Genomic DNA, 26215 nt, shown 5'->3' with positions numbered 1-26215 from the left:
GGTCACGCTCCTCGCGCTGCGGCGGTTTCGGTGGTTCGGCCTGGTACTTCGGATATTTCGGGCACTGCGGGCACTTCGGGGACGAGATCGCGGCGCACCTGGCCGGTGCCCTCGACCATAGCCGCCAGTTTCGCGCGGGCGATGGATCCGGACAGGTTGCGCAACCCGCAGTCGGGGTTGATCACCAGCCGTTCGGCGGGCATGAGTTCGAGCGCGGCCCGGATGCGCGCGGCGATCTCCGCCGGGGTCTCGACCCGTTGGTTCTTCACGTCGATGACGCCGAGACCGACCCGCCGGTCCCAGCCGAACTTCTCGATCACGGGCAGGTCCGCGTAGCCCTTACGGGCGAATTCGAGCACCAGCTGGTCCACGGCCGCGTCCAGCACGGCGGGGAACAGGAAGTCGTAGTGCCCTTCCCACAGCGGCCGCGCGTAGCGGTTGCCGTAACAGACGTGAAGGGCCCAGTCCACGTTCACCCCACGGGTCACGACGTTGACCGCCTCGACGGCGATGTCCACGTCACCCGGATAACCGGCCAGGAACGGTTCGTCGATCTGCAACAACTCCGCGCCCCGTGCCGCGAGCGCGTGGGCGGCGTCGTTGAGCCGGTGGGCGATCGCCAGCACGAGATCACGTTTTTCGCCATAGGCCCGGTTGTGGACCCGGCGGGCGAGTGAGTACGGGCCGGTGAAGGAGAACTTGATGGGCGCACGGGTCTGTGAGGCGGTGAACGCGAAGTCGTCGGCCAGCCAGGCCAGCTCGGTGCCCTTCGGCTCCGGCAGGGGTTCGGTCACGGCCACGTCGTAGTAGTCGAAGTAGAAGTCCTTCGCGGTCTCCGCGATGTCGACTCCGGGCAACCGCGCGAGGAAGTAGTCGATGTCGTTGTCGCGGCGCAACTCGCCGTCGGAGACGATGTCGATCCCGGCCAGTTCCTGGTCCCGGAGCGCGGCCTTGATCGCCATCTCGTGCACGTCGCCGAGCTGGGCGCGGCTCATGCGGCCGCGGAAGTAGTCGGTCTTGAGCCGTTCCATCCACTCCGGGACCGGGTAGGAACCCACCACCGTCGTCGGCAACAAGGGAAGCTTCTCGAACATGGTCTGTCAGTCCCTCACCTGGGCGGTCATCGTCACGATGTGCCCGCCGCCGCGATGCCGGAACGGCTCGTAGTGCACGTCGAACCCGCGCCGCCGTCCCACGTGCGCCAGGAGGGGGCCGTTGACCCAGTTGACGACCGAGCCGTCGTACTTGCCCGGGCCGCGGAAGGTGGTGCGGTAGCCCTGGATGTCGGTGACGAACAGGTCGTGGCACACCAGCTTCCCGTAGGGATGCAGCAATCCCAGGGTCTCGTCGAAGCTCGCGACGGCCCCGTTGTTGACATGCATCCGTACGTCCGCCCCGGATTCGAGCAGCGGCCGCAGGGTCTCGCCCGTGAGCGCCTCGGTGAGCGGGTAGGTGTCCAGGCCGGCCAGCGGCACGTACCGCTCTTCGAGCCGGACGGCCGACCAGGTGCGCTGCCAGAACCGCACCGCGGAGTCGACATCGGGGAAATGCGCGGGACAGGCGTCCACCAGCAGCGACGGGCCCAGGCGGAGCAACTTGCGCACCAGCTCGGGCAGCTGACCGGGAGTCGCGGAAATCGACGTGGCCAGTTCCCCGGCCGCCTCGGCCGGCAGGTAGGCGCGCGTCTGCACGCAGTAGGTGCGGCCGCCGAGTTGCGCGACCTCGTCGGTGGGCAGGTTGTCATAGACGTTGGAGATGTAGATCAGGAAAGCCTTGTACTGCAGGAAGGCCAGCGACCTTCGCGGGCGGGTCGCGTCGAGCGCGAACAAGCTGACCCGCTCGGCATGCTCGGCCACGGTTTCGCGGGCGAGGTCCAGCACGTGGGCCGAGTAGTCGCACATCAGGTAGTGCAGGCGCCCGTAGTAGCCCTTGCCGTGCCCGGTGTCGAGTTCGCGGAACCGGTCCAGGAAGACCTTGGCCTGGTTACCGTTGCCGACCCCGAGTTCGACGACGTAGAGCTCCTCGGGGAGGGCGTTCGTGGCGGCGAGCCGGTCCCACACCGCGAACAGTTCCTCGATGAGCTCGGTGGCCGCGGCGGTGTTGCGGGCGTCGCTTTCGCCGCCGGGAAGCGCCTGTTCGTAGCCACGCCCGGTGGCCTTTTCCCACAGTTCCAACGCGGACCAGTACAACGCGTTGAACTGCCAGACGCAGCTTTGGCTGCCACGTGTCCAGCCCTCGAGGACGACCCTCTCCGGTACCTGCCGCAGCAGCGTCGCGGTCAGCTCCCCCAGCGGCGCTTCGGTCGCGCGCCGCACGTCGACCGCGATCTCCAGATCGTCGTCGCGGACGCCGATCGGCTCCGGCAGTGCCCCGGGTTCGCCACGCAGGATGGGGCGGATGTCCACCGCGTCGCGGAAGTTGTTGCGGTACTGCACCCAGTCGCACACCACGCGGACCTTCCCCAGATCGGCGTCACTCTCGCTGACCGCGTTGACCACCGGCAGCACCGAGGCGCCGAGGTCGGCGGGCCGTTCTCCGCGGAGCCGCGTGTGCGGCCTGAATTCAACGAGCACCCGGCTGACTTTAGGTGCGCGAGCGCCGGTTTTCTTCGGGCTCCGACACAAAACGAATGGTGGCCGGGCCACAGTGGAGGAATTCCCGTTGGTCCGCCGCACAAGCGGACAACGCGGCCTGTCACTTCAGCCTACAAGATCGTCCGAAATGGACACCGGCATGGCCGACGAGACCCGATCAGAGCAGCGAACGTACCCGACCGGCCGATTACAGGTCGCGACGAGGTTCTTAACTTCGGTAATCGACGGGGAGCCCCTTGGCCCCAGGCACCACCCGTCGTCTACAGCGTCACCCCGTCCACCGGCAGCTCGGCCGGTGGCACCGCCGTCGCCCTCATCGGCCAGTACTTCACCGGCACCACGGCCGTCACATTCGGCGCCACCGTGGGCACCGGCCTCGCCGTGGGCAACGACACCACCGCCACCGTGATCGCCCCCGCCAACGTTCTGACCGGTAGCGGTGCGGTGACCATCATCACCCCGGCGGGCACCAGCAACGGGCGGGCCTACACCTACACGATCGCGACCCTGGCCATGGCACCTGTCCAGGGCAACACCATGGTCGTGAACGGCACGAACCTGACCACCACCACGGGTGTGTCGTTCAGCGGTGTGGCGAGCCCGGTCCTGCCCCTGATCGTCAACGACTCCACCCTCGAGATCGCCGCCCCGCCGCATGTGATCGGGCAGGCCCTGCTCAGCGTCAGCACGGTCGCCGGCACCGTCAGCACGGTCGCCGGCACCGTCAGCACGGTCGCCGGCACCGTCGGGACGGGTGCCGTCGACGTCATCGTGGCAACCCTTGGCGGCACGGTGACCGCGCCCGGCGGGTTCGCCTACCTGTGAACACCCCTGCCTGTGAACACCCCTGTTCCCGTGGACGAACAGGCCTCTCGAATGTCCACAGTGGAATATGTTCGCGATGTGGACATTGCCGTGAAGTCAACAATCGCGCCCTAATCGTCGCTCGGAAAATCCCGGTTGCCGGGTTAGGCTGATCGGCAGCCGGTTTCGACATCAGAGGATCGCGAGGGCGCGGCACGAGTCCATTGTGGCGCGCCTTCCCTGTGCCCCAAGGAGGTAGGCCGTTGCCCGCTCCGCTCGCCGGTATCCGTGTCGTCGATTTCGGCCACTTTGTAGCCGGACCGCTGCTGGCCGTCATGTTGGCCGACCAAGGCGCGGAAGTCGTCCACATCGACCGTCCCGGCACCCGCGAACCAAGCGAAAACGCCTTCTACCACCGCGACAAACGTCGTATCACGCTCGACCTGAAAAACCCGGAAGACCTCGCCGTGGCCCGGAGGATGGTCATACGGTCCGACGTCGTGGTGGAGAACTTCCGGCCGGGCGTGATGGGAAGACTGGGCCTTGGTTACGAAGACCTTCGCGCGTCGTGCCCCGGCTTGGTCTACTGCTCACTTCCCGGGTTCGCCGCCGACGACCCGCGTGCCGGAATCCCGGCGTGGGAAGGCGTGGTCGACGCGGCGACGGGCAACACCCGGATCCGCGCGGGTGAGGCACCGCCCGGCTGGGACGGCACCCGCCCCACCTACAGCGCGGTGCCCATCGCCTCGAACTTCGCCGCGTTCCTCGGCGCGGTCGGGGTCGTCAGCGCGCTGACCGAGCGGGTCAAGTCGGGCCTGGGCCAGCGCGTCGAAGTCCCCTTGTACGACGCCATGTTCGAGGCGATCGGTGCCGCGGGCGCGTTCGTCACCGCCAAAGGCCTTCCGCCCGAACGCCCGCTCGCCTCGGGCGCCAGCGGCACGTTCCGTTGCCGCGACGGACGTTATGTTCAGTTCAACCCGATCGGCGCGACAAGACGGTTCGTCCTGTGGTTTCTCCAGGCGGCCGGAAAGCCCGAGTGGTTCGACGAAACCGACGAGCCCGTGCTCCGCGCCAACCTCGCGGACCTGTTCGCGAGCCGCGACGCGGCCGAATGGGAAGAACTGGGTAACGCGGCCGGGGTGCCGATCGCGTTGATCAGGACCGGCCAGGAATGGCTCCGCACGCCCCATGCCCGCGAGTCGGGTGAGGTCGCGGCGATCGAGGACCCGGTTCTCGGACCGACATGGATGGCCGGCATCGCGGTCCACAGCGACACCGAGCCGCGCCTGGCGCCCCGCCACCGGCCCGATGCCGACCGTGCGGAAATCCTGTCCGAACTCGACACCGGCGCGGCGCCTGCCGTGTCCGAGGCGAGCGGCGCGCGGAACCGGCCGATGAGCGGACTGCGGGTGCTGGACCTGACGCAGATCCTCGCCGGCCCCACCTCCGGCCGCATCCTCGGCGAACTGGGCGCCGACGTGGTCAAGATCAACGCTCCGGAGCGGCGGGTCGCCGTGCACGGCGTGGTCAACCGAGGCAAGCAGTCGATCCTCCTCGACGTGCAGAATCCCGCCGGGCGCGAGGTCTTCTGGAAACTGGCCGAGACCGCCGACGTGATCGTCCAGAACTTCCCGACCGGCACCGCGGAGCGCTACGGCATCGGCTACCAGGACGTCAAAGCCCGCAGGCCGGACATCGTCTACGTGTCGGTCAGCAGCTACGGCTCACGCGGTCCGTGGGCGGCGAACCGTGGTTACGAGACGCAGGGCCAGGCGGTCACCGGAATCATGGCCAGGGCCGGTGGGGACACCAAACCCGCCGTCCTCGGGCCGTACAACCTTCTCGACTACGGCACCGGCGTGCTGGCGGCCTTCGCCGCCACCCTGGGGCTCTACCGGCGCGCGGCCACGGGCGACGGCGGTTATTTCACCACTTCGCTGGCCCAGACCGGAACCCTCCACCAGGCCCGCTACCTGCTCGACTACGCGGGCAAGGAGCGGACCGAGCCCGCCGGCCCGGGCGCGCTCGGCGAGGGGGAACTCCAGCGTTTCCACCGCGCCGCCGACGGATGGTTCTTCCTCGGTCTCCGCGAGGAAGAGAAAGACGTGCTCACCAGCGTCATGGAGGGCCGGTCCTTCGCCGACGACGACGTGGCCACCTGGGTGGACCGGCTGCAGGCCGCCGGCCTCGGCGCGCACGCCGTCGTGGGCATCGAGGACCTGATGGCCGACAAGATCGCCTGCGCCCGCGAGCTGAGCATCACGCAGATGACCGAGGAAGTGGGCGAGGTCCGCATGCCCGGCATCGCGATCGGCATGTCCGCCACCCCGCCGCGACTCGGCCCCCCGGCACGCCTGCCCGGCGAGGACGTGCTGACCGTACTGGACCACGTGGGCCTGACCGATGCGCTCGAAGAACTCGAACGCCGCCACGCCGTCCAGACAGCGAACTTCCCCGCGGCATGGGGCGGGCCATGACGTGCGGTTCCCGGTGACATCCCGCACTACTAGGAGGACGACAGTGAAAACAGCGGCGGAAACAGCGCTGGACAAAGTGACCACCGCGGAGAAGGCGGTCGCCGACGTGCCCGACGGCGCCTCGATCGCCATCGTGGGGTTCGGCACGGGACATCGCTTTCCTTCGACGCTGATCCGGGCGCTCGTCGACGCCGGACCGCGGAACCTGTGCATCGTGGCGAACTCGCTGGGCCGCGGTGAGACCTCGCCCGAATCCCTTGCGCTGGCAGGCCAGGTCAACCGCCTGATCGTGTCGTTCTCCTCCCGCGCCGGGATCCAGTCCGACGTGGCGGACAAGATCAAGTCCGGGGAGATCGCACTCGAACTCGTCGCGCAGGGCATCCTCGTCGAACGGCTCCGCGCGGCCGGAGCCGGCCTGGCCGGGTTCTACTCCCCGACCGCGGTGGGCACGGAACTGGCCGAGGGCAAGGAGATCCGGACCTTCAACGGCCGGGAGTACGTGCTGGAAGAGGCCCTGCAGGTCGACTACGCGTTCCTGCGCGCCTACCGGGCCGACCGCTCCGGCAACGTCCAGTTCAAGGAGTCGAGCCAGAACTTCAACCCCAGCTTCGCCAAGGGCGCGCGCGTGGTCATCGTCGAAGCCGAGGAGATCGTGGAGCGCGGCGAGATCGCGCCCGAGGACATTCACCTGCCCGAGATCTTCGTGACCCACGTGGTGCCGACCACGGTCATCGTCAAGCCGGGACTGGCCCCCGCGGCGGTCGGCCGCCGGGCACCGGACACCCGCAAGACCTACTTCGGCAAGCCCGCGCTGAGCCGTCTGGAGATGGCCGAACGCGCCGCCCGCCTGCTGCCCGACTCCGGTTACGTCAACCTCGGCGCCGGCCTGCCCAACCTGATCGCCGGGTTCCTGACCGGCAAGAACATCCGGCTGCACGCGGAAAACGGCGTCCTGGGCTATGGCGGGCCGGTACGCGACGAGGCCAAGCTCGACGCCGACCTGTTCGACGCGGGCGGCGGGTTCGTGGAGCCGCTGCCCGGGATGTCGTTCTTCGACAGCGTGACCTCCTTCGAGATCGCCCGCTCCGGCCGCCTGTCCGCGGTCGTGCTGGGCGGCTACCAAGTCGACGCCGACGGCAACCTGGCCAACTGGACCACGCCCGGCCAGGCCGGCGGCGGCATCGGCGGGGCGATGGACCTGGTCGCCAGCGGCAGCACCCTGATCGTGCTGATGGAACACTGCGACAGCAAGGGCAATGCCAAGATCGTCGACCGGTGCACCTTCCCGCTGACCGGTCAGCGATGCGTCGACGTCGTGGTCACCGACCTCGGCGTGCTGCGCCGCGACGGGGATGGTTTCGTGCTCGAAGACGTGGTCGAGGGCTTCACACCGGAAGAGGTTCTCGGGCTTACCGGCCTGGGTGATCGTGGCCGGATCTCCCCGGACCTCACCGTCCTCCCGGCAGGCGACCAGGCGGCCACCACCTCCTGATCGTCCACAGTGGACTGAACAGCTCAGGGGCGCCGCGTGGCTTCCGGCACGCGGCCCCCGAGCTCCTCGGTCAGCAACGCGGCCAGCTCGCGGATCCGGCGGCTGCGTTCGGGCGTCACGGTGTCGAGGGTGCTGCCGACGAGGCCGACGACGGCGACCGTCGCGCACAGGCCCTCGCCGTCGAACACCGGGGCCGCGACCGTGACAACGCCGTGTTCGCGGCGCACCGACACGGACAGGCACTCCTCGCGTGCCTTCTCGACCTCCGCGTCGAACGCGTCGCGCGCGGCGGGAGCGAGTCGTTCGCGCCGCTGGTCGAGGTGGCTCGATCCGGGAGGCAGGAACGCCGTGAACACCACGCCCTGAGCGGTGCTGAGGGCCAACACGGTGCCCGTCCGGATGGTGAGCACCGCGTTGGGCGTGCGGGGCTCGGCCACGTGCACCACCATCGGCCCCGTGGAGGCCCACAGACTCAGGACCAGGGTGGCGCCCAGTTCGTCGCTGAGCGCGGCCATGTGGCGCGGCGCGACGGAGAGCACCTCGGCGGAGTTGGTGGCTATCGCGCCCAGTTTCGTCGCCAGCGGCCCGACCACGTAACTGGAGAGCCTACTCCCGGGCCCGAGCAACCCGATCGAGGCCATGGACGTGAGGTAGCGGTGCGTGGTGGTGCGGTTCAGGCCGAGTTCGATCGCCACGTCCGCGGTGACCAGCTCACTGCGGTCGACATGGAACAGGCCCAGGATCCGGCTCGCGCGGCTCACCGCCTGGATGTCGGCCCGGCCGGGGCCCTCGGTCTTTGCCATCGGCGAACCGCCACCCTCCCGGACGACCTGTCGGCGTGGCTTCTGCCGTCACGCGCGGATCGTTATCCTACCGGCTGATCGTGTGGGGGCTACTCGAGCATCTTTTCGTAGTCGCGTCCCATCGCCTCGGCCACCGGAACGCCATCGCGCACCGCGGCCGCGATCGCGGCTTCGCGGGCCACGATGGTTTCGCCGCGCTCGATCACGTCGTCCAGCAGCCCGGCCGGAATGACCACGACGCCGTTCTCGTCGCCGACCACCACGTCGCCCGGCGCGACGGCCACCTCGCCGATGACGACGGGCTCGCCCCACCCCGTCTCGACCACGCGACCTCGCGCGGTCACCGGAGTGGCGGACCGCCCGAAGACGGGAAAGCCGAGCTCCCGCGCTTCGTCGACGTCCCGCACGGCGCCCCCGACAACGGCCGCCTCGACGCCTTTCCGGTGCGCGGCAAGGGAAAGGATGCCGCCCCAGCCCGCGGGGACCACGCCTTCGTGGGGGCCAGGATGCGCGATCACGATGATCTGACCGGGTCCGGCGGAATCGACGGCCGCGGTGCACAGGTGCCGCTTGGCCACGTTCCCGTCCGCCGGCCCGAGCTGAACGGTGACCGCGCGGCCGCCGACCGGCCCGGACGGCGCCAGCGCGCGCACCCCGGGGAGCACCCCACGCACGCCGAGGGCGTCCAGCGCGTCCGACAGCGCACAGGTTCCCAGCCGCACGGCCGCGGCCACGGGCTCAGTCATCTTCGACCTCCAGTCGTTCACATTCCGAACGATACGTTCACTACCGGCCAGGGCCGCGGCACCGACCTTACCCGGGAAACCGCGAAGTGGAAGCCATCCTCCCTTGCCCGAGCGGTCACCGGTCGATAAGGTGCAAAGCTGAACGTTGTGTTCACATTATGCACAACCGTTGACTTCAGGCGATCAGAGCAGGACTCGCCGTCCGGCCCGCTGGGACGAGCCCCGGGCCGGACGGCGCACCAATGGAGGAGGTCCAGCGTGGCAAGGCGATCCATCATCGTCCCGGGCCTGACCCACGGCAGTTCTCCCATCCCGACCGCCAGCCTCGTCGGCACCCTGCTCGTGTCGGGAAGCGTCTCCGGGGTCGACCGCGCCACCGGCAAGGTGCCGCAGACGCTCGCCGCTCAGGTCCGCAACGCCTTCGCCAACGTGGGCGCCGTGCTCGCGGCGGCGGGCGGATCGTTCGACGACGCCGTCAAGCTGACCTTCACGGTGCCCGACCGTGCCTTCCGCGCCGAGATCGACCCGGTCTGGCGCGAAACCTTCCCCGACCCGGACTCCCGCCCGGCACGGCATGTCGTGGTCTACCGCGACCTGCCCGAAGGACTGCTGCTGCAGTGCGAGGTCATCGCCCACATCGCCCCTGTCTCCCAGCGCCTTTCAGTGAACGCGCCCAGCCGATCTCGTGACCAGGGCTCTCCTTAGCGCCTCGCCCCTCGGTTTCGCTGTTCGGAGCCCTGCCCCCAAGATCGGCTACCTGCGGACGGCGCGTTCGGCCGGTCATTTGCCCAGGCACATCACGATTTGCAGAAAGTCTCCCAGGATTGAGGCCCCATGGTCATCGACGCCCACGCCCACCTCAACGCGCCCGAGGTGTTCTACGCCTACAAGGCGCGCCTGCAGTCCTCCGGCGGCCACCACCGAGGTGACCCCAAGATCGGCGACGAAGCGCTCGCGGCGTCGGCCGCCCGCAACGTCGCCCTGCTCGACGAGGTCGGCACGACGATGCAGCTGATCTCGCCAAGGCCGTACCAGCTGATGCCCTCGGCCCGGCCCGAGCGCATCGCGCACTGGTGGATCGAGGCCAACAACGACCTGATCCGCCGCACGGTGGATCTGCACCCGACGCGTTTCGCCGGCATGGCGGCGCTCCCGGTGTGCGCGGGACGTCCGGTCGAGGAGGCGCTGGCGGAACTGGACCGGATCGCCGCGATGCCCCAGTTCGTCGGCGTCCTGCTCAACCCCGACCCGAGCGAAGGCGCCGGCACCACACCGCCGCTCGGCAGCGAGTACTGGTACCCGCTCTTCGAACGGCTGGTGTCCTACGACCTGCCCGCCCTGGTCCACTCGGCCGGGTGTTTCAACGAGCGTGAGACCTACAGCGAGCACTTCATCACCGAGGAGTCGATCGCGATCCTCACCGTGTTGCGGTCGAACACGCTGAACGACTTCCCCACGCTCAAGCTCATCGTCTCGCACGGCGGCGGTTCGGTGCCCTACCAGATCGGGCGCTGGCAAGCCGAACGCCTCATGCCGAGCCTCGGCGGCTCCGCCGACGCCGAACGCTTCGAAACCTCGTTGCGCAAACTGTATTTCGACACCGTTCTGCACAACCCGGCTTCGCTGCGCCTGCTCCTGGAAACCGTCGGCGCGGACCGGTGCCTGTTCGGCACCGAACGCCCCGGCAGCGGTTCGGTCGCCGACCCGGTCACCGGACGGCAACTCGACGACATCAAACCCGTCATCGACGAAATGCCGGGCCTGAGCGAGAGCGACAAGAAACTCGTGCTGGAGGGCAACGCGCGCAAGGTCTTCACCCGCCTGCCATGACTGTCCGTACCGTGCCGTTCGTGACCAGTCCGACGGCAGCCACGGCGGAAATGACGCTAGACAAGCAAGTCGGTCGCGGATCGTGTCCGCCTACCCTCGGCCGGATTGGTAACGGGAGGAACAATGGCTCAGCCCACCATCGCACGCCCTGAAACCGAGACGTTCGTGCGCAATGTCTGGTACATCGCCGCACTGCGGTCCGAAGTCGGCGAGTCGCTGCTCGGCCGGACCATTCTCGGTATTTCCGTCGTGCTCTACCGGACCCGGGCTGGCAAGGTGGCCGCGCTCCGCAACCGCTGCCCCCACCGCGGCTACCCGCTGACCGAAGGCAAGCTGGGCGACGATGACGTCATCGCCTGCGGCTACCACGGTTTCCGGTTCGGGCCGGACGGAACCTGCCTGAGCGTCCCGGGCCAGGACAAGATTCCCGGCCGCTCGGATGTGCGGTCCTTCCCCGTCACCGAGAACGGGCCGTTCGTCTGGATCTGGATGGGCGATCCCGAACTCGCCGACCCGGCCGGCATTCCCGCCGAAACGGGATTCGCCGACCCGGATTTCCGTTTCGTGTCGGGCAATGTCGTGATCGACGCGAACCACGAACTGATCGCGGACAACGTGCTCGACCTCTCCCACGAATCGTTCATCCACGCCACCAAGATCGGCACGCGCGAGGTGGCGGAAACGCCGATCACCAGTAGTTCCAGCGAATCACGCTGGCTGGTCCAGGCTTCCCGGATCATGCGCGACGTGGAATGCCCGCCCACCTACCGTGAGCGGACCGGACTGCGTTCCCCGATCGACCGCGAACAGCACATCAACTTCTTCGTGCCCTCGCTGTACGTGCTCGACACCATGGTCGTGGCCGCCGAGTCGCGGCACGACCCCGCCGACGGCCCGCGCCGCGCGTACCACGGCAAGGTCATCTACGGGCTCACCCCGCTCTCGGAACGGCAGACGCACTACTTCTTCGCGATCGGCCGCGACTACGCGCAGGACGACCCGGAAATGGACGCGTCTGTCCAAGAAGGACAGTTGTGCCTCATCGACGAGGACGCCTACGCGGTGGGCGTCCTGCAGAACCTGATGGACACCGAAGGACCGGAGTTCGAGGTGAGCATCCGGCTCGACACGGCCGCGCTGATCGCCCGCCGCATGCTGGCGCGGAGACTCCGCGCCGAGGCGAAGGGCTGAGGAGGAACTCATGGCATCCATCGTGCTGGGCGCGGCGACCTCGCACACGCCCCTGCTGATCCTGCCGCCCGAAATGTGGCTCGACTACGCCGAGCGCGACGAACTCAACCCGGAGCTCGTCTTTCCCGCCGTCGGCAAGGCGATGAGCTACCACGACGCGGTCCGCACGGTGGTGCCGGACTGGATCCGCTCCCGCGACCGTGACCCCGCCACGTTCCGCGCGCAGTCCGACCGCTGCCAGGCCGCGCTCGACTCGCTCGCCCAAAGCCTGACCGACGCGCGGCCCGACGTGATCCTGATCATCAGCGACGATCAGGACGAATGGTTCTTCGAGTCCAACATGCCGGTGTTCTCGATCTTCTGGGGCAACACCGTCCCGGTGATCCCTCGGCCCAGCCCGACCCGGGGCACCGAAAAGCAGCGGATGATGGACAAACTGGTCGCCAACGGCTACGGCAGCTCCCGCCGCGACGTGCCGGTCGACGCCGAATTGGGCCGCCACCTCGTCGAGTACCTCATCGAGCACGACTTCGACGTCAGCCAGATGACCTACGTCGAGGAGAACTACGGCGGCCGGGTCGCGCGGCGCTACCCGGCCGAGGCCGGGGAACTCGACGTCGTCCGCGACACCGCGCCCCGGCCGCAAGGTATCCCGCACGGTTACGCGTTCGTCCTCGAGCGCCTGCTCGGACCCGGCCACCCCCCGATCGTGCCGGTCTTCCAGAACACCTGCTACCCACCCAACGCCGTCACGCCGCGCCGGTGCTACGCGCTCGGCGAAGCACTCACCGACGCCATCGCCGAATGGGACGACAACGTCCGGGTCGCGGTCATCGCCTCCGGCGGGCTCAGCCATTTCGTGGTCGACGAGGAATTCGACCGGATGTTGCTGGAGGCACTGGAAAAGCAGGACAAGGACACGCTGACCTCACTGCCGCGCGAGCGGCTTTACTCGGCCACGTCGGAATGCCTCAACTGGGTCACCCTCAGCGCCATGATGACCCGCTGCGGCCTCGGCATGGAACAACTCGCCTACGAACCCGTCTATCGCACCGAGGCCGGCACCGGCGCAGGCCTCGGCTTCGCCCGCTGGACCTGACCGGCAGACCGCACCTGGACGCGGCGAGTTGCGGGAATGCGCGCCATAAACGTCGCGTTCATGGCGGGTGCACCCTAGGTCCGGATGACTTAGAGTCGCGATGGGGTGCATACTAAGCCTGTGACACAAGCGCATGAAGATCTCCCGCATGCCGAATTATCCGCCACGCCAGACGGCAGGGTGACGATACCGGTGCAGGTTCGGCGCGCGGCCGGAATCGAACCAGGTCAGACGCTGGTGGTCTATGTCGAAGACGGGCGTGTCGTAATCGAGGAGCGTGCCCATCTGCTCGCTCGCATTCAGGACGAGGCGATCAAAGCGGCAACGGCGGCTGGACACAAGGGCGGTGCGGTAGAAGAGCTCCTCGCCGACCGGCGGGCGGAAGCGGCACGCGAGGAGAGCGACCGGTGACGCCGGTCCTTGACGCGAGCGCCCTCCTGGCACTTCTTTACCGGGAGCCCGGCCATGAGCAGGTCGCCGAAAGCCTCGACGGCGCAGTGGTCTCGGCGGTGAACTGGGCTGAGGTCGTGCAAAAGCTCGCTCAGCGCGGACACCCCTCGCCAACCAGCGCGGCGGACGGCATCACATCGCTCGGGGTGCAAGTGGTGCCCTTCGGCCGGGCCGACGCGGCATGTGCCGGTCTGCTCTGGTCCGCTACCCGCCGCGCGGGCCTTTCGCTCGGCGATCGCGCCTGCCTTGCCGTCGCACAACGTGTTCCGGATGGTGTCGCAGTCACGGCCGATCGCGCGTGGGCCGACCTTGACCTTGGCGTCACTGTACGACTCATCCGATGACTGACGTGTCAGGCGGTCGAAGGATCCCGCGCGGACGACAAAACAAATGGCAAGGAGTTCTCACTCCCCGCCACTTCTAACGTATAACGCACAGGGGGCCTTGCGGCAAGACCCGGGGTTTGCCGCAGAATCGGCGGCCGGACACAGCGCCGACGAGGAAAATGGGGGATGACGTGGATGTGTTGTCGACGTGCGGTGGACGCGGCGGCGAGGTATCGCGGTGACCGAACAGTACGTGGTGGATCTTCAGGAGGTCGACGAGACGCAGGTCGCGGTCGTTGGCGGCAAGGCCGCGCACCTGGGCGGCCTGTCGCGGATCGAAGATGTCGGCGTGCCGGCTGGGTTTTGCGTGACGACGGCCGCCTTCCGGCGGATCCTGGCGGAAGCGCCGTCCGTCGGCGACCGGCTCGACCAGCTGTCGCGCCTGAACCCGGATGACCGGGAGGCGATCCGCACGCTCAGCGCGACGATCCGCCGGACCATCGAAGGGACTGCCATTCCGGGCGATCTCGCGGCCGCCGTCACCGGCGCACTCGCCCGATCCGGCGAACAAGCCGCCTACGCCGTGCGATCCAGCGCGACGGCGGAGGACCTGCCGACGGCTTCCTTCGCCGGCCAGCAGGACACATACCTCAACGTCGTGGGACCGACAGCGATCCTCCAGCACGTCAGCCGATGCTGGGCCTCGCTGTTCACCGAGCGGGCCGTGACCTATCGCCTGCGGGAAGGCATCGACCACCGCACGGTCCACATGGCCGTGGTCGTGCAACAGATGGTCTTCCCGGACGCGGCCGGCATCCTGTTCACGGCCGACCCCGTTACGGGCAACCGGAAGGTCGCCACCGTGGACGCCAGTTTCGGCCTCGGCGAGGCCCTGGTCTCCGGCCTGGTGAATCCGGACGTCTTCAAGGTGCGCGACGGCGAAGTCATCGCCAAGACGATCGCCGCCAAACGCCGTGCCGTTCATGCCCTTCCGGCGGGCGGTACGCGGGAAGTGGCGATCGACTCGCGGCGGCAGGAGCGGCCGGCCTTGACGGATGCGCAGGTCGTGCGGCTCGTGCAGCTCGGACGGCGGATCGAGGCGCACTTCGGGCGCCCGCAGGACATCGAGTGGTGCCTGGTCGACGACGACTTTCAGATCGTGCAGAGCCGGCCGATCACCACACTGTTCCCCATCCCCGAGACCGACGACCAGGAGAACCACGTCTACCTGTCCGTCGGTCACCAGCAGATGATGACCGACGCCATGAAGCCACTGGGACTCTCCGTGTGGCAGCTGACGGCCATGGCGCCGATGACCACGGCCGGCGGGAGGCTGTTCGTCGACGTCACCCGGAGGCTGACCACGTCCGCGAGCCGCGCCGCCCTGCTGGACCTGGTGGGGAGGGGCGATCCGCTGTTCAGGGACGCGCTGGAGACCGTCCTCGATCGCGACGACTTCGTCCCGACGCTCCCGGACGCCGGCCCCAGCGCGCCGCCGGTCAGCGGCGCGTCCGCCCCGATCGAGACCGATCCGGCCATCGTCACCAAGCTGATCGAGCGCAGCCAGGATTCCCTCGCCGCTCTGGAGCGCGACATCCGGGCGAAGACCGGACCGGCGCTGTTCGACTTCCTGCTGGAGGCGTTCCAGGAGCACAAGCGGGTTCTCAGCGATCCGTTGAGCATTCAGGTGATCATGGCCGGGATGGAGGCCACCTGGTGGCTCAATGACCACTTGGGAGAGTGGCTGGGAGAGAAGAACGCGGCCGACATCCTCACGCTGTCCGCTCCCGGCAACGTCACGTCGGAGATGGGACTGGCCCTGCTCGACGTCGCCGACGTGATCCGCCCGTGTCCGGAGGTGGTGGCGTTCCTGCGAGGCGTCGAGGACGACGGCTTCCTGGACGAACTGCCGAAGGTCGCGGGCGGGACCGAAGCACGGCACGCCATCGAGGCCTACCTCGACCGGTACGGCATGCGCTGCGTCGGCGAGATCGACATCACCAGGCCGCGGTGGCGCGAACGCCCCACCGCGCTCGTGCCCGTGATCCTCGACAATGTCAGGAACTTCGAGCACGGTGCCGCCAAACGACGCTTCGAGCAAGGACAACAGGAAGCACACAAGAGGGCACAGGAGCTGCTCGAACAGCTGCGAGCACTGCCGGACGGGGAACACAAGGCCGACGAGACCAAGCGGATGATCGACCGGGTCCGGACCTTCATCGGCTACCGGGAGTACCCGAAGTACGACATCATCAGCCGCTACTTCGTCTACAAGCGAGCCTTGCTGGACGAGGCCGAGCGCCTCGTGCGGACCAATGTGCTTCCCGACAAGGAGGACATCTTCTACCTCACGTTCGAGGAGTTGCACGACGTCGTGCGCTCGAACCAGGTGGATGACAAGCTGATCCGGCAACGTAAGGACGCGTTCCGGTCATACCAGGCGCTCACGCCGCCCCGGGTGCTGACATCGGACGGCGAGGCCGTCGCCGGGTCGTACCGGCGCGACGGCCTGCCGACCGGCGCACTGATCGGCCTACCGGTCTCGGCCGGGACCATCGAAGGGCGTGCCCGCGTCATCCTCGACATGGCCCAGGCCGATCTCGAACCGGGCGACATCCTCGTCACCGCCCACACCGACCCGAGCTGGACGCCGCTTTTCGTCGCCATCGCGGGCCTGGTGACCGAGGTCGGAGGGCTGATGACACACGGCGCGGTGATCGCACGGGAGTACGGACTGCCGGCTGTCGTCGGTGTGGCGGACGCGACCCTGCTGATTCCCGATGGGCAGCGGATCCGCGTGCACGGAAGCGACGGCTACGTCGAGATTCTGCCTTGACGGACCACTCACTTAGAAAACCCTTGCCCAGCACGGATTTTCCCGGTGCAAGATCCGGTAGGACTACTGCTCACGTCGTCAGGAGGTCGAGGACTTCCCGCATTCTGTGGTAGGTGTCGGCGATCCTGTCGTCGCGGCCCAGCCGGTGGCGTTCGAGACGGATCGCGCCGAGGTGCCGGGCCCGGTAGATCAGGGCGCGCCAGTTCGCGTCGGCGGAGCACGGCAGGGTGCCGTAGGTGTCCCAGAATGGTTTCGCCGCCGACTTTCCGGAGGCGACGAAGACGGACCAGTCCGCCGCGGGGTCACCCCACCAGGCGCGGTCGTGGTCCAGTACCCCGGTGATCAGCGGTTCCGGCGCCTTGGGCGCGAGCATCAGGTTGGGTGTCCAGAGGTCACCGTGAAGCAAGCGCGGCTCCTCAATCGCGTCCAGGGCCTCGGTCTGTTCGGCCGCGACGGTAGCGACCGCCCTCATGTCGGAGGCGTCGAGACCGGCGTCCTCCAGATCGGCCGCGGTGTCCTCCAGGCACCGGATCACCGCTTCGCTCCAGTGGTCGTACCCCGGGCCGGTCACGGGGCCGAAACGCTCCCCCCGTACGGAATGCACGGTCTTGGTCACCGCGCCGAGCTGTCGGTAGAGCGCGGCCCACGCCGGACGTGGGTAGTCATGAATCGCCCGCGCGGCCGGGACACCGTCGAGGATGGTCTGGAACACGTAGTCCCGTCCGATGAGGTCGTGAGTCCAGTCCGCGAACAGCGTGCGCGGCATCATCGCCGCGATCGGCGCGAAAAACGGCAGGCTCGTCTGTTCTCCGCGCATCAGCCGTCGCTCGATCCGGAACTGCCTGCCCGGTTCAGGCGCGACCCTCAGGATCACCGCGTCCCGGTCAGGAAACTCGATCCGGTAGGTGTTGTTGTACAGACCACCGTCGAGTTCGATCGCTGAGAGCACCACGGCGTCCTGCCCAAAGCCACGGTGGCACAGGGCGAGGATCTCGCTCGCGGACACCGTTTCCTGGAACGCGCCGGCAGCGCGAGCGACAGGCCGGAACTCCACGGTCTCAGAACCGCCGGGTCACTTCAAGAATCCGGCGACCTCCGGTGCCGCGCGCAGGCCCTGTTCGCGACCGGCCGTCGCCGCGGGCTCCCGCTTCGCCGGATCCAGGAGGTTCGGACCCATGGCGGCGGCCGCGGCCTCGTCCGGCCCGATCACCATCACCTCCGAGCCACGCTCGCGGAGAAACGCGACCTGCTTCTCCAATTCGTTCTGCCCGGGTATTTCCATGACCTGGACGACGAGGACTCGCTCGTATCCTTCGGCCAGGTCGGCGTTCTCCGGCGAGCGCACCGCGCCGTCGACGTATCGGCGGCCGCCGATCGTGGCCGGGGGCCAGACTCCCGGCACCGCACAGCTCGCCGTCACGGCGTCGACGAGGCTCACCCCGGAAGTCGCGTCGAACACGCGGTCCTCGCCGGTCTCCGCGTCCACCGCGACGATCTTGATCTCGAGGGCGGGCCAGTCATGTGACGGCAGCCGAGCCTCGATCACCGGGCGGCGCTCGGCTTCGGGCACCGTGGGGGCTTTCAGCGCCATCGCGCCGACGCGGCGGCGGAGCTCGCCCGGGTCCAACGCGGGATCGTAACTTTCAGCGAACATCGCCATCAGCGCCTCGGTATCGATGGTGCGGGGCAGTTCAGGTACCTGAAACGCGGGATCGACCTGACGCCGGAAGAGTTCTTCGACTCCCACACCGCTGGTGACCTGTGCCGCCACCGTCGATCCCGCCGAGGTCCCGACCATGAGGTCCGCCTCCAGAACCGGCACGCCCGCTTCGGTGAGCCCGGCCAGGAGACCGGTTTCCCAAGCGATTCCCGCCACGCCACCGCCGCCCAGCACCAGGGCCTTTTTTGTCATGAGCCGATGTTAATGCCGTGGCCACCCGAGGGGGTCGCATCACGCCACGCCGTATAGGACGTTATACACATTTGTCCGGCACGCGGAGCACGATTTTCGGGCCTCCGCGATGAATTCGGCCATCCGTGGCGGTCATTTCCTGTGTAATCCTCTGCATCCGATCACCGAAGGAGCCGCCCATGCCCCGCACCCGGGTCCACAACCTGAACATCTCCCTCGACGGCTACGCCGCCGGCGAGCATGTAACCTTCGATAACCCGATCGGCGGCGCCGAACGGCTGTTCGGCTGGTTCGACGGCCGCGTTATCCACGGGGTCGACCAGGTCGATGCCCCGGTCACGCTGGACCGCGCCCTGACGAGCCTGTGGAGCCAGGGCATCGGCGCCGAGATCATGGGACGTCGCAAGTTCGGCCCGCAGGACGGCGCTTGGCCCGACGACGGGTGGCGAGGCTGGTGGGGTGACGAGCCGCCGTTCCGGACACCGGTGTTCGTCATGACGCACCACCCGCACCCCACGATCGACTTCCCCAACGGAACCAGCTTCCGCTTCGTGGACGCGGCACCGCACGAGGTGCTCCGCCTGGCCCAAGAGGCCGCGAACGGCGGCGATGTCCGTATCGGCGGAGGCCCCTCGACGGTCCGGCAGTTCCTTCAGGCCGACCTGATCGACTTCATGCACCTGGTGATCGTGCCCATCACCCTCGGGCGCGGAGTATCCCTCTGGGAAGGCTTGAGCGGCTTCGAAGACCGCTTCACGATCGAGACCGTCACCTCGCCCAGCGGGCTTACTCATCAGCTTTGGAACAGAAAGGACCGTGACTGAGCCCAGGCGCCACAACCCCGCCGTATAGGTCGTTATACACAGGCCGAGGCCCTCGGCCACCTGGTAACGACTCGGGCGCACGGCAGGAAAATCTCCGTCCCGACTGGACTTCCGATCAAGGGTCAGGGATTTTGGTTGGATCAGTGAACCCGGTCACAGGAGGCGGTGAGCATGGTTCAGGGACGCAACGAGGCGGACCGGACACTCGACGCTCAGCACACACAACAGCCGACCCAGGTGCGGCGGGCCGCGCTGGCAGGCGCGATCGGCACCACCATCGAGTGGTACGACTTCTTCCTCTACAACACCGCCGCGGCGCTGATCTTCCCGCACCTGTTCTTCCCCGCTTCCAGCAGTTACGCGGGGGCGATGCAGTCGTTCGCCACCTACGCGGTCGGGTTCGCGGCGCGTCCGGTCGGCGCGGCGATCTTCGGCCGCTGGGGTGACCGGATCGGCCGGAAGGCCACCCTGATCGTCACGCTGCTGGCGATGGGGATCGCCTCCGGCCTGGTCGGCGTGCTGCCCGGCGCGGCGACGATCGGGATCGCGGCGCCCATCGTCCTGGTCCTCCTCCGGCTGATCCAGGGCATCGCGATCGGTGGCGAGTGGAGCGGTTCGGTGCTGCTCGCGATGGAGTGGGGCGACCAGCGCAAGCGCGGGCTGCTCGGCAGCTTCGCCCAGATCGGCGTTCCGGTCGGCCTGGTGCTCGGCACCGGTGGCATGACCCTGCTCTCGGCGATGCTGTCCAGCGACGCCTTCAACTCGTGGGGCTGGCGGCTGCCGTTCCTGGCCAGCCTGATCCTCGTCGCGGTCGGCCTGGTCATCCGGTTGCGCATCCTGGAAACCCCGATGTTCGCCAAGGTGGTCACCGAGCGGCGCACCTCCTCGCGGCCCGTCGCGGACGCGATCCGGCACCACTGGCGGGAAATCCTGCTCTCGGCGGGCCTGCGGTTCAGCGAGCAAATGCCGTTCTACCTCTACACCAGCTACGTCCTGGTGTACGTGGTCGCGCGCCACCATTACTCGAAGACGTTCGTGCTCAACGCCGTGCTGATCGCGGCCCTGCTGGAATTGTTCCTGATCCCGTGGTTCTCGCACCTGTCCGACCGCGTTGGCCGCAAACGGATCTACCTCGTCGGCGCGGTGCTGACCGGCGTGCTGGCCTTCCCGTACTTCGCGGCGCTCAAGGACGGCGGCTACGTGCTCATCTTCGTGGCCATCGTGGTCTCGATGATCCCGCACGCCATGCAGTACGGGCCCCAGGCAGCGTTGATCGGAGAGAGCTTCCCGACGCATCTGCGCTACGGCGGCGCGGGCCTGGGCTACCAGCTCGCGTCGGTGTTCGCGGGCGGCCCGGCACCCCTGCTGGCGACCTGGCTCCTCCAGGAAACGGGCACCCCGTTTTCGATCGCCGCCTACGTGGTCGTCGCGGCGGCGGTGACCGTGCTCTGCGTGGTCCTCATCGCCGACCGCTCCCGCGCCGACATCACCGCCGAAGCGACCTATGCCCGGTAAGTATCGTCTGGACTACCGTGAGCCTTTTCCGACCTCACTCTGAACAGGTTGGGAGGAGTACTCATGGCGTTCCGGGACGATGCTCTGAGCGGAGCAGACCGTAGACGAGCACATCGGCATACTCGCCGTGGTGGAAGGACCTGCCGTGCATGACCCCTTCCCGGCGGAACCCCAGGCGTTCGAGGGCTTTCTGCTCGCCGAGGTTACCGCCATTGGTGAGGGCTTCGATTCTGTTCGCGGTCGTGCGGCCGAACAGGTAGTCCACGAGCAGCCTCTGCGCCACCGTGCCCACCCCCTGTCCACGATGCTCGGGTAGCACCCCCACGCCGATCTCGTAGGTGACACCCGAGGGGAAGCCGCGGGGCTTCCAGGAGGCGATGCCGATAACCGTGTCGTCGGCCCGCGCGATCGCAACCGCCGCGGACTCGGCGGAGATATACCCGTCGATCTCCCATCGCTTGCGGCGCGCCCTCGGATCACCGAATCCGGGCCACTCGAACTCGCCGAGCGCATCGGGATCCGTGCAGAGGCGGTCGAGAAAGGCGAGGTCGGCCTCGGTGAACGCCCTCAAGCGGACGTTGTCCGGGCGGTTCGCTGGAGTCATGAAGACCAGTATCGCGCCCGGAACATCACCCGTGGGGACAGTGAGCACTTCCCAACGTGCAGTACCACCCGGATCACCAGCCTGGTCAAGGCCGAGACGGGGCGGGTTCGGCCGCAACTCCGGCACCGGGCTCGTGTACGGGATCGGGCGGCTCACCAATATCGGTGGCCCTCTCATCGTCGCCGTGATCTTCGGCACATTCGGGTATCAACCGGTCTTCGTCTACATCGCCGCCTGCTGGTTGCTGGTCGCGCTCACGGTCGGGTTTTTCGGGCCGCACACCGGCGAGAGCGCCGGCCGCGACCGCGCCGCGCACCCGGGCGAGAACGTTCAACTGTCCACATAAGACATCCTGGGATCCAGGCGAGACAACGCTTCTCCGACGAGCGCGAGTATCCGCAAGAAACCAACCATAGCCGCACCAAGGAATACGGGGACCAAAACCGGCGAAGATTGTCGCTGTCCGCGATTGTCCGGTACGGACCCGTGTCCACTGCAAAGATTTGGCCTGTCCCGTCTCCACGAAACGTTTGTCCGGTGCAATACTGCGCGGTTGGTGGTCTTGTCGATCGGGCCCACGGCGCCGGCGCCGTGGGCCCTTCGGCGCGCCGCTCGTGATACCCGCACAGGCGCGGTCGTCCTCATTGCCGGGACAGTCGTGCCGGGCAAGAAGGGACAGCACCCGCAGATGGGCGAGATTCTGGACTCCCCTCTCGTATTCGGCCTGCTGCCCGCGGTGCTCACCGTTCTGGGCGGGCTGGGCGGTGCGGTGCTCCTCGCCCGGCGGTCTCGGACCTGGTGGACTCGCGTGGTTCCCGGCCTGGCCGTGGCCACGGTTCTCGCCTGTCTGCTGCTGGTCTGGGTGGTGGATGACCTGTGGCGGCCGTTCCCGGACTCGCTGCCTTGGCGTGTTGTGGCGTGGTTGGGTGTGGGCCTGTTCGCGCCGGCCCTGGCGGTCGCGTCGTTCCGGCGGGGAACCTGGTGGCGGCGTAGCGGCGCCGTGGTGGCCGCGGTGCTCGTCGTCTGTACGTGCGCGGTGAAGATCAACGCCTTTTACGGGCAGTACCCCACCCTCCGCGCCGTCCTGGGGTTACCCGCCCACGGCGAGGTCGCTTTCGCGCGCAACGCGACCTGGGTCCCATCCCCGTTCCCCGGAAGCGCGGGCCGCCCGCTGGAGGAGGGGTGGACGCCGCCGGCGACGATGCCCTCCCACGGCGCGATCAGCCAGGTGCGGATACCGCCGGTGGTGTCCGGGTTCGGCGCCCGCGACGGGTACGTCTACTTGCCGCCGGCCTATCTGACCGACCATCGGCCGCTGCTGCCCGTGATCGTGCTGTTGCACGGGCAGCCGGGAGCACCGGTGGACTGGATCGAGGGAGGCCGGCTCGGGGCGATGATGGACGCGTTCGCCGCCCAACACCACGGGCTCGCCCCGGTGGTGGTGGACGCCGACGACACCGGCACCGAACTCGGCAACCCGCTCTGCCTGGATTCCCGGCTGGGGAACAACGAAAGCTACCTGACCGTGGACGTCCCGAACTGGATCAAGGCCACCCTCCAGGTCGACCAGGACACCCGGCACTGGGCGGTGGCCGGATTCTCCTACGGGGGCACGTGTTCGCTGCAACTGGCACTGCGCGCGCCCCAGCTGTATCCCACGTTCGTCGACATCTCCGGCCAGCGGGAACCGACACTGGGAACCCGCGCGGACACCGTCAACGCCGCCTTCGGCGGGGACGACGCGCGATTCCGCCAGGTGAACCCCCTCGACGAACTGGCGACGCGGAAGTTCCCCGGCAGCGCGGGAATGATCACCGTGGGCGACGCGGACGGTGAATATCGCCAGCAGCAGCGTGAGGTCTACACGGTCGCCTCGCGCGCCGGGCTGGATGTCCGCTGGCTCGAGGTCCCCGGCGGGCACTCCTGGCAGGCGTGGGGAGCCGGTCTCGAGCAGTCGCTGGACTGGCTGGCGCGAAGGACAGGACTGATCGCCCCATGAAGGTGGTGGCTCGCGTCTGGTGCGGGGCAGGGCGAACGGTCGCCCGGCTGCGGTTCACGCTGGGCTTCGTCGTGGTGTTGTGGGGCGTCGGGCTGGCGACCGGAACCCTTCACTCCGGCCCGCGCCCCGGGTTACGGCTCGCGGCCGGGTTCGGGCTCCCCGCCCTGGCCCAGGGGCACTGGTGGTGTGTGGTCAGTTCCGCGCTGTGGGCGGGCGGACTCCCGCAGTATTTCGGGGTCACGGTGGTGGTCCTCGCCTTGTGCGGGCTGGCCGAGTACCGCATCGGCAGCGCGCGTACCGCGGTGGCGTCGCTGGTCACCTACAGCGCCGGCACGCTCGGCTCTCTGGCCGTGGTGGCGGCGGGAATCCTCGCGGGCGATCCGTGGTCGCGGCGCCTGGCCACGATGGTGGTGTTCACGCCGTCCGCGGCGGCCTTCGGCGCGGCCATGGCGGCCAGCGCCGCGCTGCCCGCCGTGTGGCGGCGCCGGCTCCGGCTGACGCTGATCATCGCGATGGCGATGATGACCCTCTATGCCGGTGTCCTGGAGGACCTGATCCGGTTGTGCGCCGGGATCTGCGGCCTCCTGCTGGTGCCGTTGGTCGTCCGCCGTGGCGAGCGCGGCGCGGGGCTCGGCCCGTCCGTGGTGGAGGCCCGCCTGCTGATAGCGATGGTGGTGGCGGCGTCGGCGATCGGGCCGCTCGTGGCGGCCGCACCGCTGACCTTCGGTAACCCACCGCTGTCCATTTTGCGGTACCTGCTCACCACGCCCCATCCGTCGGCCACGGACGTGACGCAGCTGTGCGGTGACCCCAGCATGTCTTTCGAGTGCGGCCAGGTGCGGGCTTTGGTGCGGCTGGACGGCCTCGGCCCGGCGATCCTGTCGGTCATGCCCGCGCTGGTCATGGCGGTCATGGCGGAGGGGCTGCGGCGGGGCCGCCGCTTCGCCTGGTGGGGCGCGTTCGCGGCGAACGTGGCACTCGCCGTGCTCGGCATGATTCTGTTGCCCTCCGAACTGGCCCAGGCCAGCTTCAGGTCGTTGCGCGAGTCGGCCACCATCGCCGTTCCGCTCCTGCAGCCGGTCTTCGTCGCCGGAATGCTTGTGGTGTACCGGAACAAGTTCGACGTGCGGGCGCCGCGGGGCGCCTACCGGCGGTTGATGCTGGCCGTCACCGGAGTCCTGGCCTTGTCCGCGCTGACGTACGTGGTCGGCAGCTACCTGGCGCGCGACCAGTTCGACCGGCCGCCCACGGTCACGCAGATCCTTGCCGACCTGCCATCGCGCTACGCGCCCCCCGGCTACCTCGGCGAAATCCCGATCACGTTTCTGCCTGAGCGGGGCGCGGCGGTCCTCCTCTACGGCTGGACGGGCGTCGTCTTCTGGTCCGTAGCGCTGGCCGGCTGCATGGCGACCTTCCTTCGCAGCCGGGTCGACACCAGTCCCTGTGGCAGGGCCCAGGCGCGTGCGCTGTTGCGCCGCTACGGCGGCGAGGCGACCGCCCACATGATCACCTGGCCAGGACACCAATACTGGTTCTCCGACGATCGCCAGGTGGTCGTGGCCTACCGTGTCCGCTCGGCCGTCGCTCTCACCACGGGCGGACCCGTGGGCGCCCCGGGGTCGCTGAACACGGCAGCGCGTGAATTCGCCCGCTACTGCGCGGCCAACGGGTGGACGCCGTGTTTCTACGCCATCACCGATGATGTCCGCCGGGCCCTCGGCACCGGGTGGAGCGCCCTGCAGGTGGCCGAAGAAGCCCGGCTCTCACTGCCCGCACTGCATTTCCGCGGCAAGAAGTTCCAGGACGTCCGGACCGCGATCAACAAGGCGAAGTCGCTCGGCGTCGAGCCACGCCGCATTCGCTACCGGGAAGCACCGCCGCAGTTCACCGAGCAGGTCGACGCGCTCTCGCGGGATTGGCTGACGAAGAAGCAGTTGCCGGAAATGGGTTTCACCCTGGGCAGCGTCGGTGAACTCGACGACGAGGACGTCTGGTGTCTCGCGGCCGTCGGCCCCGACGGGACACTCCACGGTGTCACCAGTTGGCTGCCGGTGTGGCGCGACGGGAGAGCGATCGGCTGGACGCTGGATTTTATGCGCCGTTCCGCGCACGCCTTTCCCGGGGTCATGGAGTTCCTCATCGCCTCGATGGCGATGTCCGCACAGGACGAAGGGGCGGAGATGCTGAGCCTGTCCGGGGCACCGCTGGCCCGGATCGATCGCGACGGCAGGCGCATACCGCTGCAACGGCTCCTCGATTTCGTCGGACTGCGTCTCGAACCCGTTTACGGGTTCCGCTCGTTGTTCGCGTTCAAAGCCAAGTTCCAACCGGAGTACCAGCCGATCTTCATGGCCTATCCCGACGCCGCCGCGCTCCCCCGGATCGGCAGCGCGGTGGCCCACGCCTACCTGCCGCACATGACCTTGCGGCAGACCCTCCTGCTGGTACGGACAATGCTGACCCACGTTCCGCGAAAACCCTTGGCCCGCGCCCATAGTGTCAGCGGCGACGCTACGCGTCCCTCTGCCCGAGGGGCGCGAGGGGATCACCGATGCGACGCCCGACGGCCTTCGCCGCTTCGACGACACTCCTGATGAGCCGGTTTTCCCGACGTGAGATCGGCGTGCTGACCACGCTCGCCCGCGAACCCGGGGTCCCGTTCCTGCCCGAGGTCGTCGCCTGCCGCACCGATCCCGTGCTCCTGATCACCAGA

22 protein-coding genes are annotated in these 26215 nt (G+C 68.4%); 15 read left to right on the top strand and 7 right to left on the bottom strand.

Annotated features, from left to right (window positions below; translation table 11 throughout):
* Positions 1-2: 2 nt before the first annotated feature.
* Entirely contained in the window at positions 3-1094 is a 1092-nt protein-coding gene (locus tag ACFSXZ_RS02445; RefSeq protein ID WP_378260749.1) for a hypothetical protein, read from the bottom strand.
* A 6-nt stretch (positions 1095-1100) separates the two neighbouring features.
* Positions 1101-2573 carry a class I SAM-dependent methyltransferase gene (locus ACFSXZ_RS02440; RefSeq protein WP_378260747.1) on the bottom strand — a complete coding sequence of 491 codons (1473 nt, stop codon included), beginning with the start codon at positions 2571-2573 and terminating at the stop codon, positions 1101-1103.
* Here ACFSXZ_RS02440 and ACFSXZ_RS02435 point away from each other — a divergent pair.
* The 3 genes from ACFSXZ_RS02435 to ACFSXZ_RS02425 all read left to right on the top strand — a co-directional run bounded on the left by ACFSXZ_RS02435 (position 2550) and on the right by ACFSXZ_RS02425 (position 7367).
* Positions 2550-3419 carry an IPT/TIG domain-containing protein gene (locus ACFSXZ_RS02435; RefSeq protein ID WP_378260745.1) on the top strand — a complete coding sequence of 290 codons (870 nt, stop codon included), beginning with the start codon at positions 2550-2552 and terminating at the stop codon, positions 3417-3419. The genes ACFSXZ_RS02440 and ACFSXZ_RS02435 overlap by 24 nt on opposite strands.
* Positions 3420-3661: 242 nt before the next feature.
* On the top strand, positions 3662-5875 hold the full coding sequence (locus ACFSXZ_RS02430; protein WP_378260743.1) for a CaiB/BaiF CoA transferase family protein: 2214 nt from the start codon (positions 3662-3664) through the stop codon (positions 5873-5875).
* 43 nt (positions 5876-5918) lie between these two features.
* Positions 5919-7367 (top strand): 3-oxoacid CoA-transferase, encoded by a 1449-nt coding sequence (locus ACFSXZ_RS02425; RefSeq protein ID WP_378260741.1) that lies wholly within the window; start codon positions 5919-5921, stop codon positions 7365-7367.
* Positions 7368-7390: 23 nt separating this feature from the next.
* Here ACFSXZ_RS02425 and ACFSXZ_RS02420 read toward each other — a convergent pair whose 3' ends face one another.
* Together ACFSXZ_RS02420 and ACFSXZ_RS02415 are read right to left on the bottom strand one after the other, a co-directional pair.
* Positions 7391-8170 (bottom strand): IclR family transcriptional regulator, encoded by a 780-nt coding sequence (locus ACFSXZ_RS02420; RefSeq protein ID WP_378260739.1) that lies wholly within the window; start codon positions 8168-8170, stop codon positions 7391-7393.
* 89 nt (positions 8171-8259) lie between these two features.
* Positions 8260-8916, bottom strand: coding sequence for an RraA family protein (locus tag ACFSXZ_RS02415; protein ID WP_378260737.1), 657 nt, complete (start codon positions 8914-8916; stop codon positions 8260-8262).
* A gap of 258 nt (positions 8917-9174) precedes the next feature.
* On the opposite strand from ACFSXZ_RS02415, the gene ACFSXZ_RS02410 reads away from it, so the two are divergent.
* The 7 genes from ACFSXZ_RS02410 to rph all read left to right on the top strand — a co-directional run bounded on the left by ACFSXZ_RS02410 (position 9175) and on the right by rph (position 16648).
* Complete coding sequence (locus ACFSXZ_RS02410; RefSeq protein WP_378260735.1) at positions 9175-9621, top strand: RidA family protein; 447 nt, start codon at positions 9175-9177, stop codon at positions 9619-9621.
* A 129-nt stretch (positions 9622-9750) separates the two neighbouring features.
* Positions 9751-10746, top strand: coding sequence for an amidohydrolase family protein (locus ACFSXZ_RS02405; RefSeq protein ID WP_378260733.1), 996 nt, complete (start codon positions 9751-9753; stop codon positions 10744-10746).
* Positions 10747-10869: 123 nt separating this feature from the next.
* The gene (locus ACFSXZ_RS02400; protein WP_378260731.1) at positions 10870-11937 is read left to right on the top strand and encodes a Rieske 2Fe-2S domain-containing protein; all 1068 of its coding nucleotides are present in this window, start codon (positions 10870-10872) and stop codon (positions 11935-11937) included.
* Between the two features lie 10 nt (positions 11938-11947).
* Entirely contained in the window at positions 11948-13036 is a 1089-nt protein-coding gene (locus ACFSXZ_RS02395) for a DODA-type extradiol aromatic ring-opening family dioxygenase (protein WP_378260729.1), read from the top strand.
* A 120-nt stretch (positions 13037-13156) separates the two neighbouring features.
* Positions 13157-13447 (top strand): AbrB/MazE/SpoVT family DNA-binding domain-containing protein, encoded by a 291-nt coding sequence (locus tag ACFSXZ_RS02390; protein ID WP_378260727.1) that lies wholly within the window; start codon positions 13157-13159, stop codon positions 13445-13447.
* On the top strand, positions 13444-13830 hold the full coding sequence (locus tag ACFSXZ_RS02385) for a type II toxin-antitoxin system VapC family toxin (protein WP_378260725.1): 387 nt from the start codon (positions 13444-13446) through the stop codon (positions 13828-13830). The genes ACFSXZ_RS02390 and ACFSXZ_RS02385 overlap by 4 nt, the downstream gene beginning before the upstream one ends.
* 220 nt (positions 13831-14050) lie before the next feature.
* Positions 14051-16648: a rifamycin-inactivating phosphotransferase gene (rph, locus tag ACFSXZ_RS02380; RefSeq protein ID WP_378260723.1), complete on the top strand. Its 2598-nt coding sequence runs from the start codon at positions 14051-14053 to the stop codon at positions 16646-16648.
* Positions 16649-16718: 70 nt separating this feature from the next.
* On the opposite strand, the gene ACFSXZ_RS02375 is transcribed toward rph, so the two are convergent.
* On the bottom strand, positions 16719-17702 hold the full coding sequence (locus tag ACFSXZ_RS02375) for a phosphotransferase family protein (protein WP_378260722.1): 984 nt from the start codon (positions 17700-17702) through the stop codon (positions 16719-16721).
* Positions 17703-17720: 18 nt separating this feature from the next.
* Positions 17721-18560 (bottom strand): patatin-like phospholipase family protein, encoded by an 840-nt coding sequence (locus ACFSXZ_RS02370; protein ID WP_378260721.1) that lies wholly within the window; start codon positions 18558-18560, stop codon positions 17721-17723.
* Positions 18561-18739: 179 nt separating this feature from the next.
* Here ACFSXZ_RS02370 and ACFSXZ_RS02365 point away from each other — a divergent pair, with 179 nt between their 5' ends.
* Together ACFSXZ_RS02365 and ACFSXZ_RS02360 are read left to right on the top strand one after the other, a co-directional pair.
* A complete protein-coding gene (locus tag ACFSXZ_RS02365) occupies positions 18740-19384 on the top strand; it encodes a dihydrofolate reductase family protein (RefSeq protein ID WP_378260720.1) in 645 nt (214 codons plus the stop codon).
* Between the two features lie 171 nt (positions 19385-19555).
* Complete coding sequence (locus ACFSXZ_RS02360) at positions 19556-20899, top strand: MFS transporter (protein WP_378262720.1); 1344 nt, start codon at positions 19556-19558, stop codon at positions 20897-20899.
* A 61-nt stretch (positions 20900-20960) separates the two neighbouring features.
* Here the strand turns inward: ACFSXZ_RS02360 and ACFSXZ_RS02355 are convergent, their stop codons facing one another.
* The gene (locus ACFSXZ_RS02355) at positions 20961-21503 is read right to left on the bottom strand and encodes a GNAT family N-acetyltransferase (protein WP_378260719.1); all 543 of its coding nucleotides are present in this window, start codon (positions 21501-21503) and stop codon (positions 20961-20963) included.
* 184 nt (positions 21504-21687) lie between these two features.
* Between ACFSXZ_RS02355 and ACFSXZ_RS02350 the strand changes: the two genes are divergently transcribed.
* The 3 genes from ACFSXZ_RS02350 to ACFSXZ_RS02340 all read left to right on the top strand — a co-directional run bounded on the left by ACFSXZ_RS02350 (position 21688) and on the right by ACFSXZ_RS02340 (position 26096).
* Positions 21688-21849 carry a hypothetical protein gene (locus tag ACFSXZ_RS02350; protein WP_378260718.1) on the top strand — a complete coding sequence of 54 codons (162 nt, stop codon included), beginning with the start codon at positions 21688-21690 and terminating at the stop codon, positions 21847-21849.
* A 342-nt stretch (positions 21850-22191) separates the two neighbouring features.
* Positions 22192-23502: an alpha/beta hydrolase gene (locus ACFSXZ_RS02345; protein WP_378260717.1), complete on the top strand. Its 1311-nt coding sequence runs from the start codon at positions 22192-22194 to the stop codon at positions 23500-23502.
* Complete coding sequence (locus ACFSXZ_RS02340; RefSeq protein WP_378260715.1) at positions 23499-26096, top strand: bifunctional lysylphosphatidylglycerol flippase/synthetase MprF; 2598 nt, start codon at positions 23499-23501, stop codon at positions 26094-26096. Before ACFSXZ_RS02345 ends, ACFSXZ_RS02340 begins: the two co-directional genes overlap by 4 nt.
* Positions 26097-26215: the final 119 nt, after the last annotated feature.

It is taken from the genome of Amycolatopsis pigmentata, from assembly GCF_042684065.1.
GTDB classification, from domain to species: domain Bacteria; phylum Actinomycetota; class Actinomycetes; order Mycobacteriales; family Pseudonocardiaceae; genus Amycolatopsis_E; species Amycolatopsis_E pigmentata.
The sequence above is the reverse complement of the archived record's forward strand: the minus strand, read 5'-3'. Positions and strand labels throughout refer to the sequence as shown.

Bases quoted from the DNA above. Each gene is read 5' to 3' on its own strand.
- ACFSXZ_RS02445 (WP_378260749.1), bottom strand. From the start codon at position 1,094: ATGTTCGAGAAGCTTCCCTTGTTGCCGACGACGGTGGTGGGTTCCTAC.
- ACFSXZ_RS02420 (WP_378260739.1), bottom strand. From the start codon at position 8,170: ATGGCAAAGACCGAGGGCCCCGGCCGGGCCGACATCCAGGCGGTGAGC.
- ACFSXZ_RS02415 (WP_378260737.1), bottom strand. From the start codon at position 8,916: ATGACTGAGCCCGTGGCCGCGGCCGTGCGGCTGGGAACCTGTGCGCTG.
- ACFSXZ_RS02405 (WP_378260733.1), top strand. From the start codon at position 9,751: ATGGTCATCGACGCCCACGCCCACCTCAACGCGCCCGAGGTGTTCTAC.
- ACFSXZ_RS02400 (WP_378260731.1), top strand. From the start codon at position 10,870: ATGGCTCAGCCCACCATCGCACGCCCTGAAACCGAGACGTTCGTGCGC.
- ACFSXZ_RS02395 (WP_378260729.1), top strand. From the start codon at position 11,948: ATGGCATCCATCGTGCTGGGCGCGGCGACCTCGCACACGCCCCTGCTG.
- ACFSXZ_RS02370 (WP_378260721.1), bottom strand. From the start codon at position 18,560: ATGACAAAAAAGGCCCTGGTGCTGGGCGGCGGTGGCGTGGCGGGAATC.
- ACFSXZ_RS02365 (WP_378260720.1), top strand. From the start codon at position 18,740: ATGCCCCGCACCCGGGTCCACAACCTGAACATCTCCCTCGACGGCTAC.
- ACFSXZ_RS02360 (WP_378262720.1), top strand. From the start codon at position 19,556: ATGGTTCAGGGACGCAACGAGGCGGACCGGACACTCGACGCTCAGCAC.
- ACFSXZ_RS02355 (WP_378260719.1), bottom strand. From the start codon at position 21,503: ATGACTCCAGCGAACCGCCCGGACAACGTCCGCTTGAGGGCGTTCACC.
- ACFSXZ_RS02345 (WP_378260717.1), top strand. From the start codon at position 22,192: ATGGGCGAGATTCTGGACTCCCCTCTCGTATTCGGCCTGCTGCCCGCG.
- ACFSXZ_RS02340 (WP_378260715.1), top strand. From the start codon at position 23,499: ATGAAGGTGGTGGCTCGCGTCTGGTGCGGGGCAGGGCGAACGGTCGCC.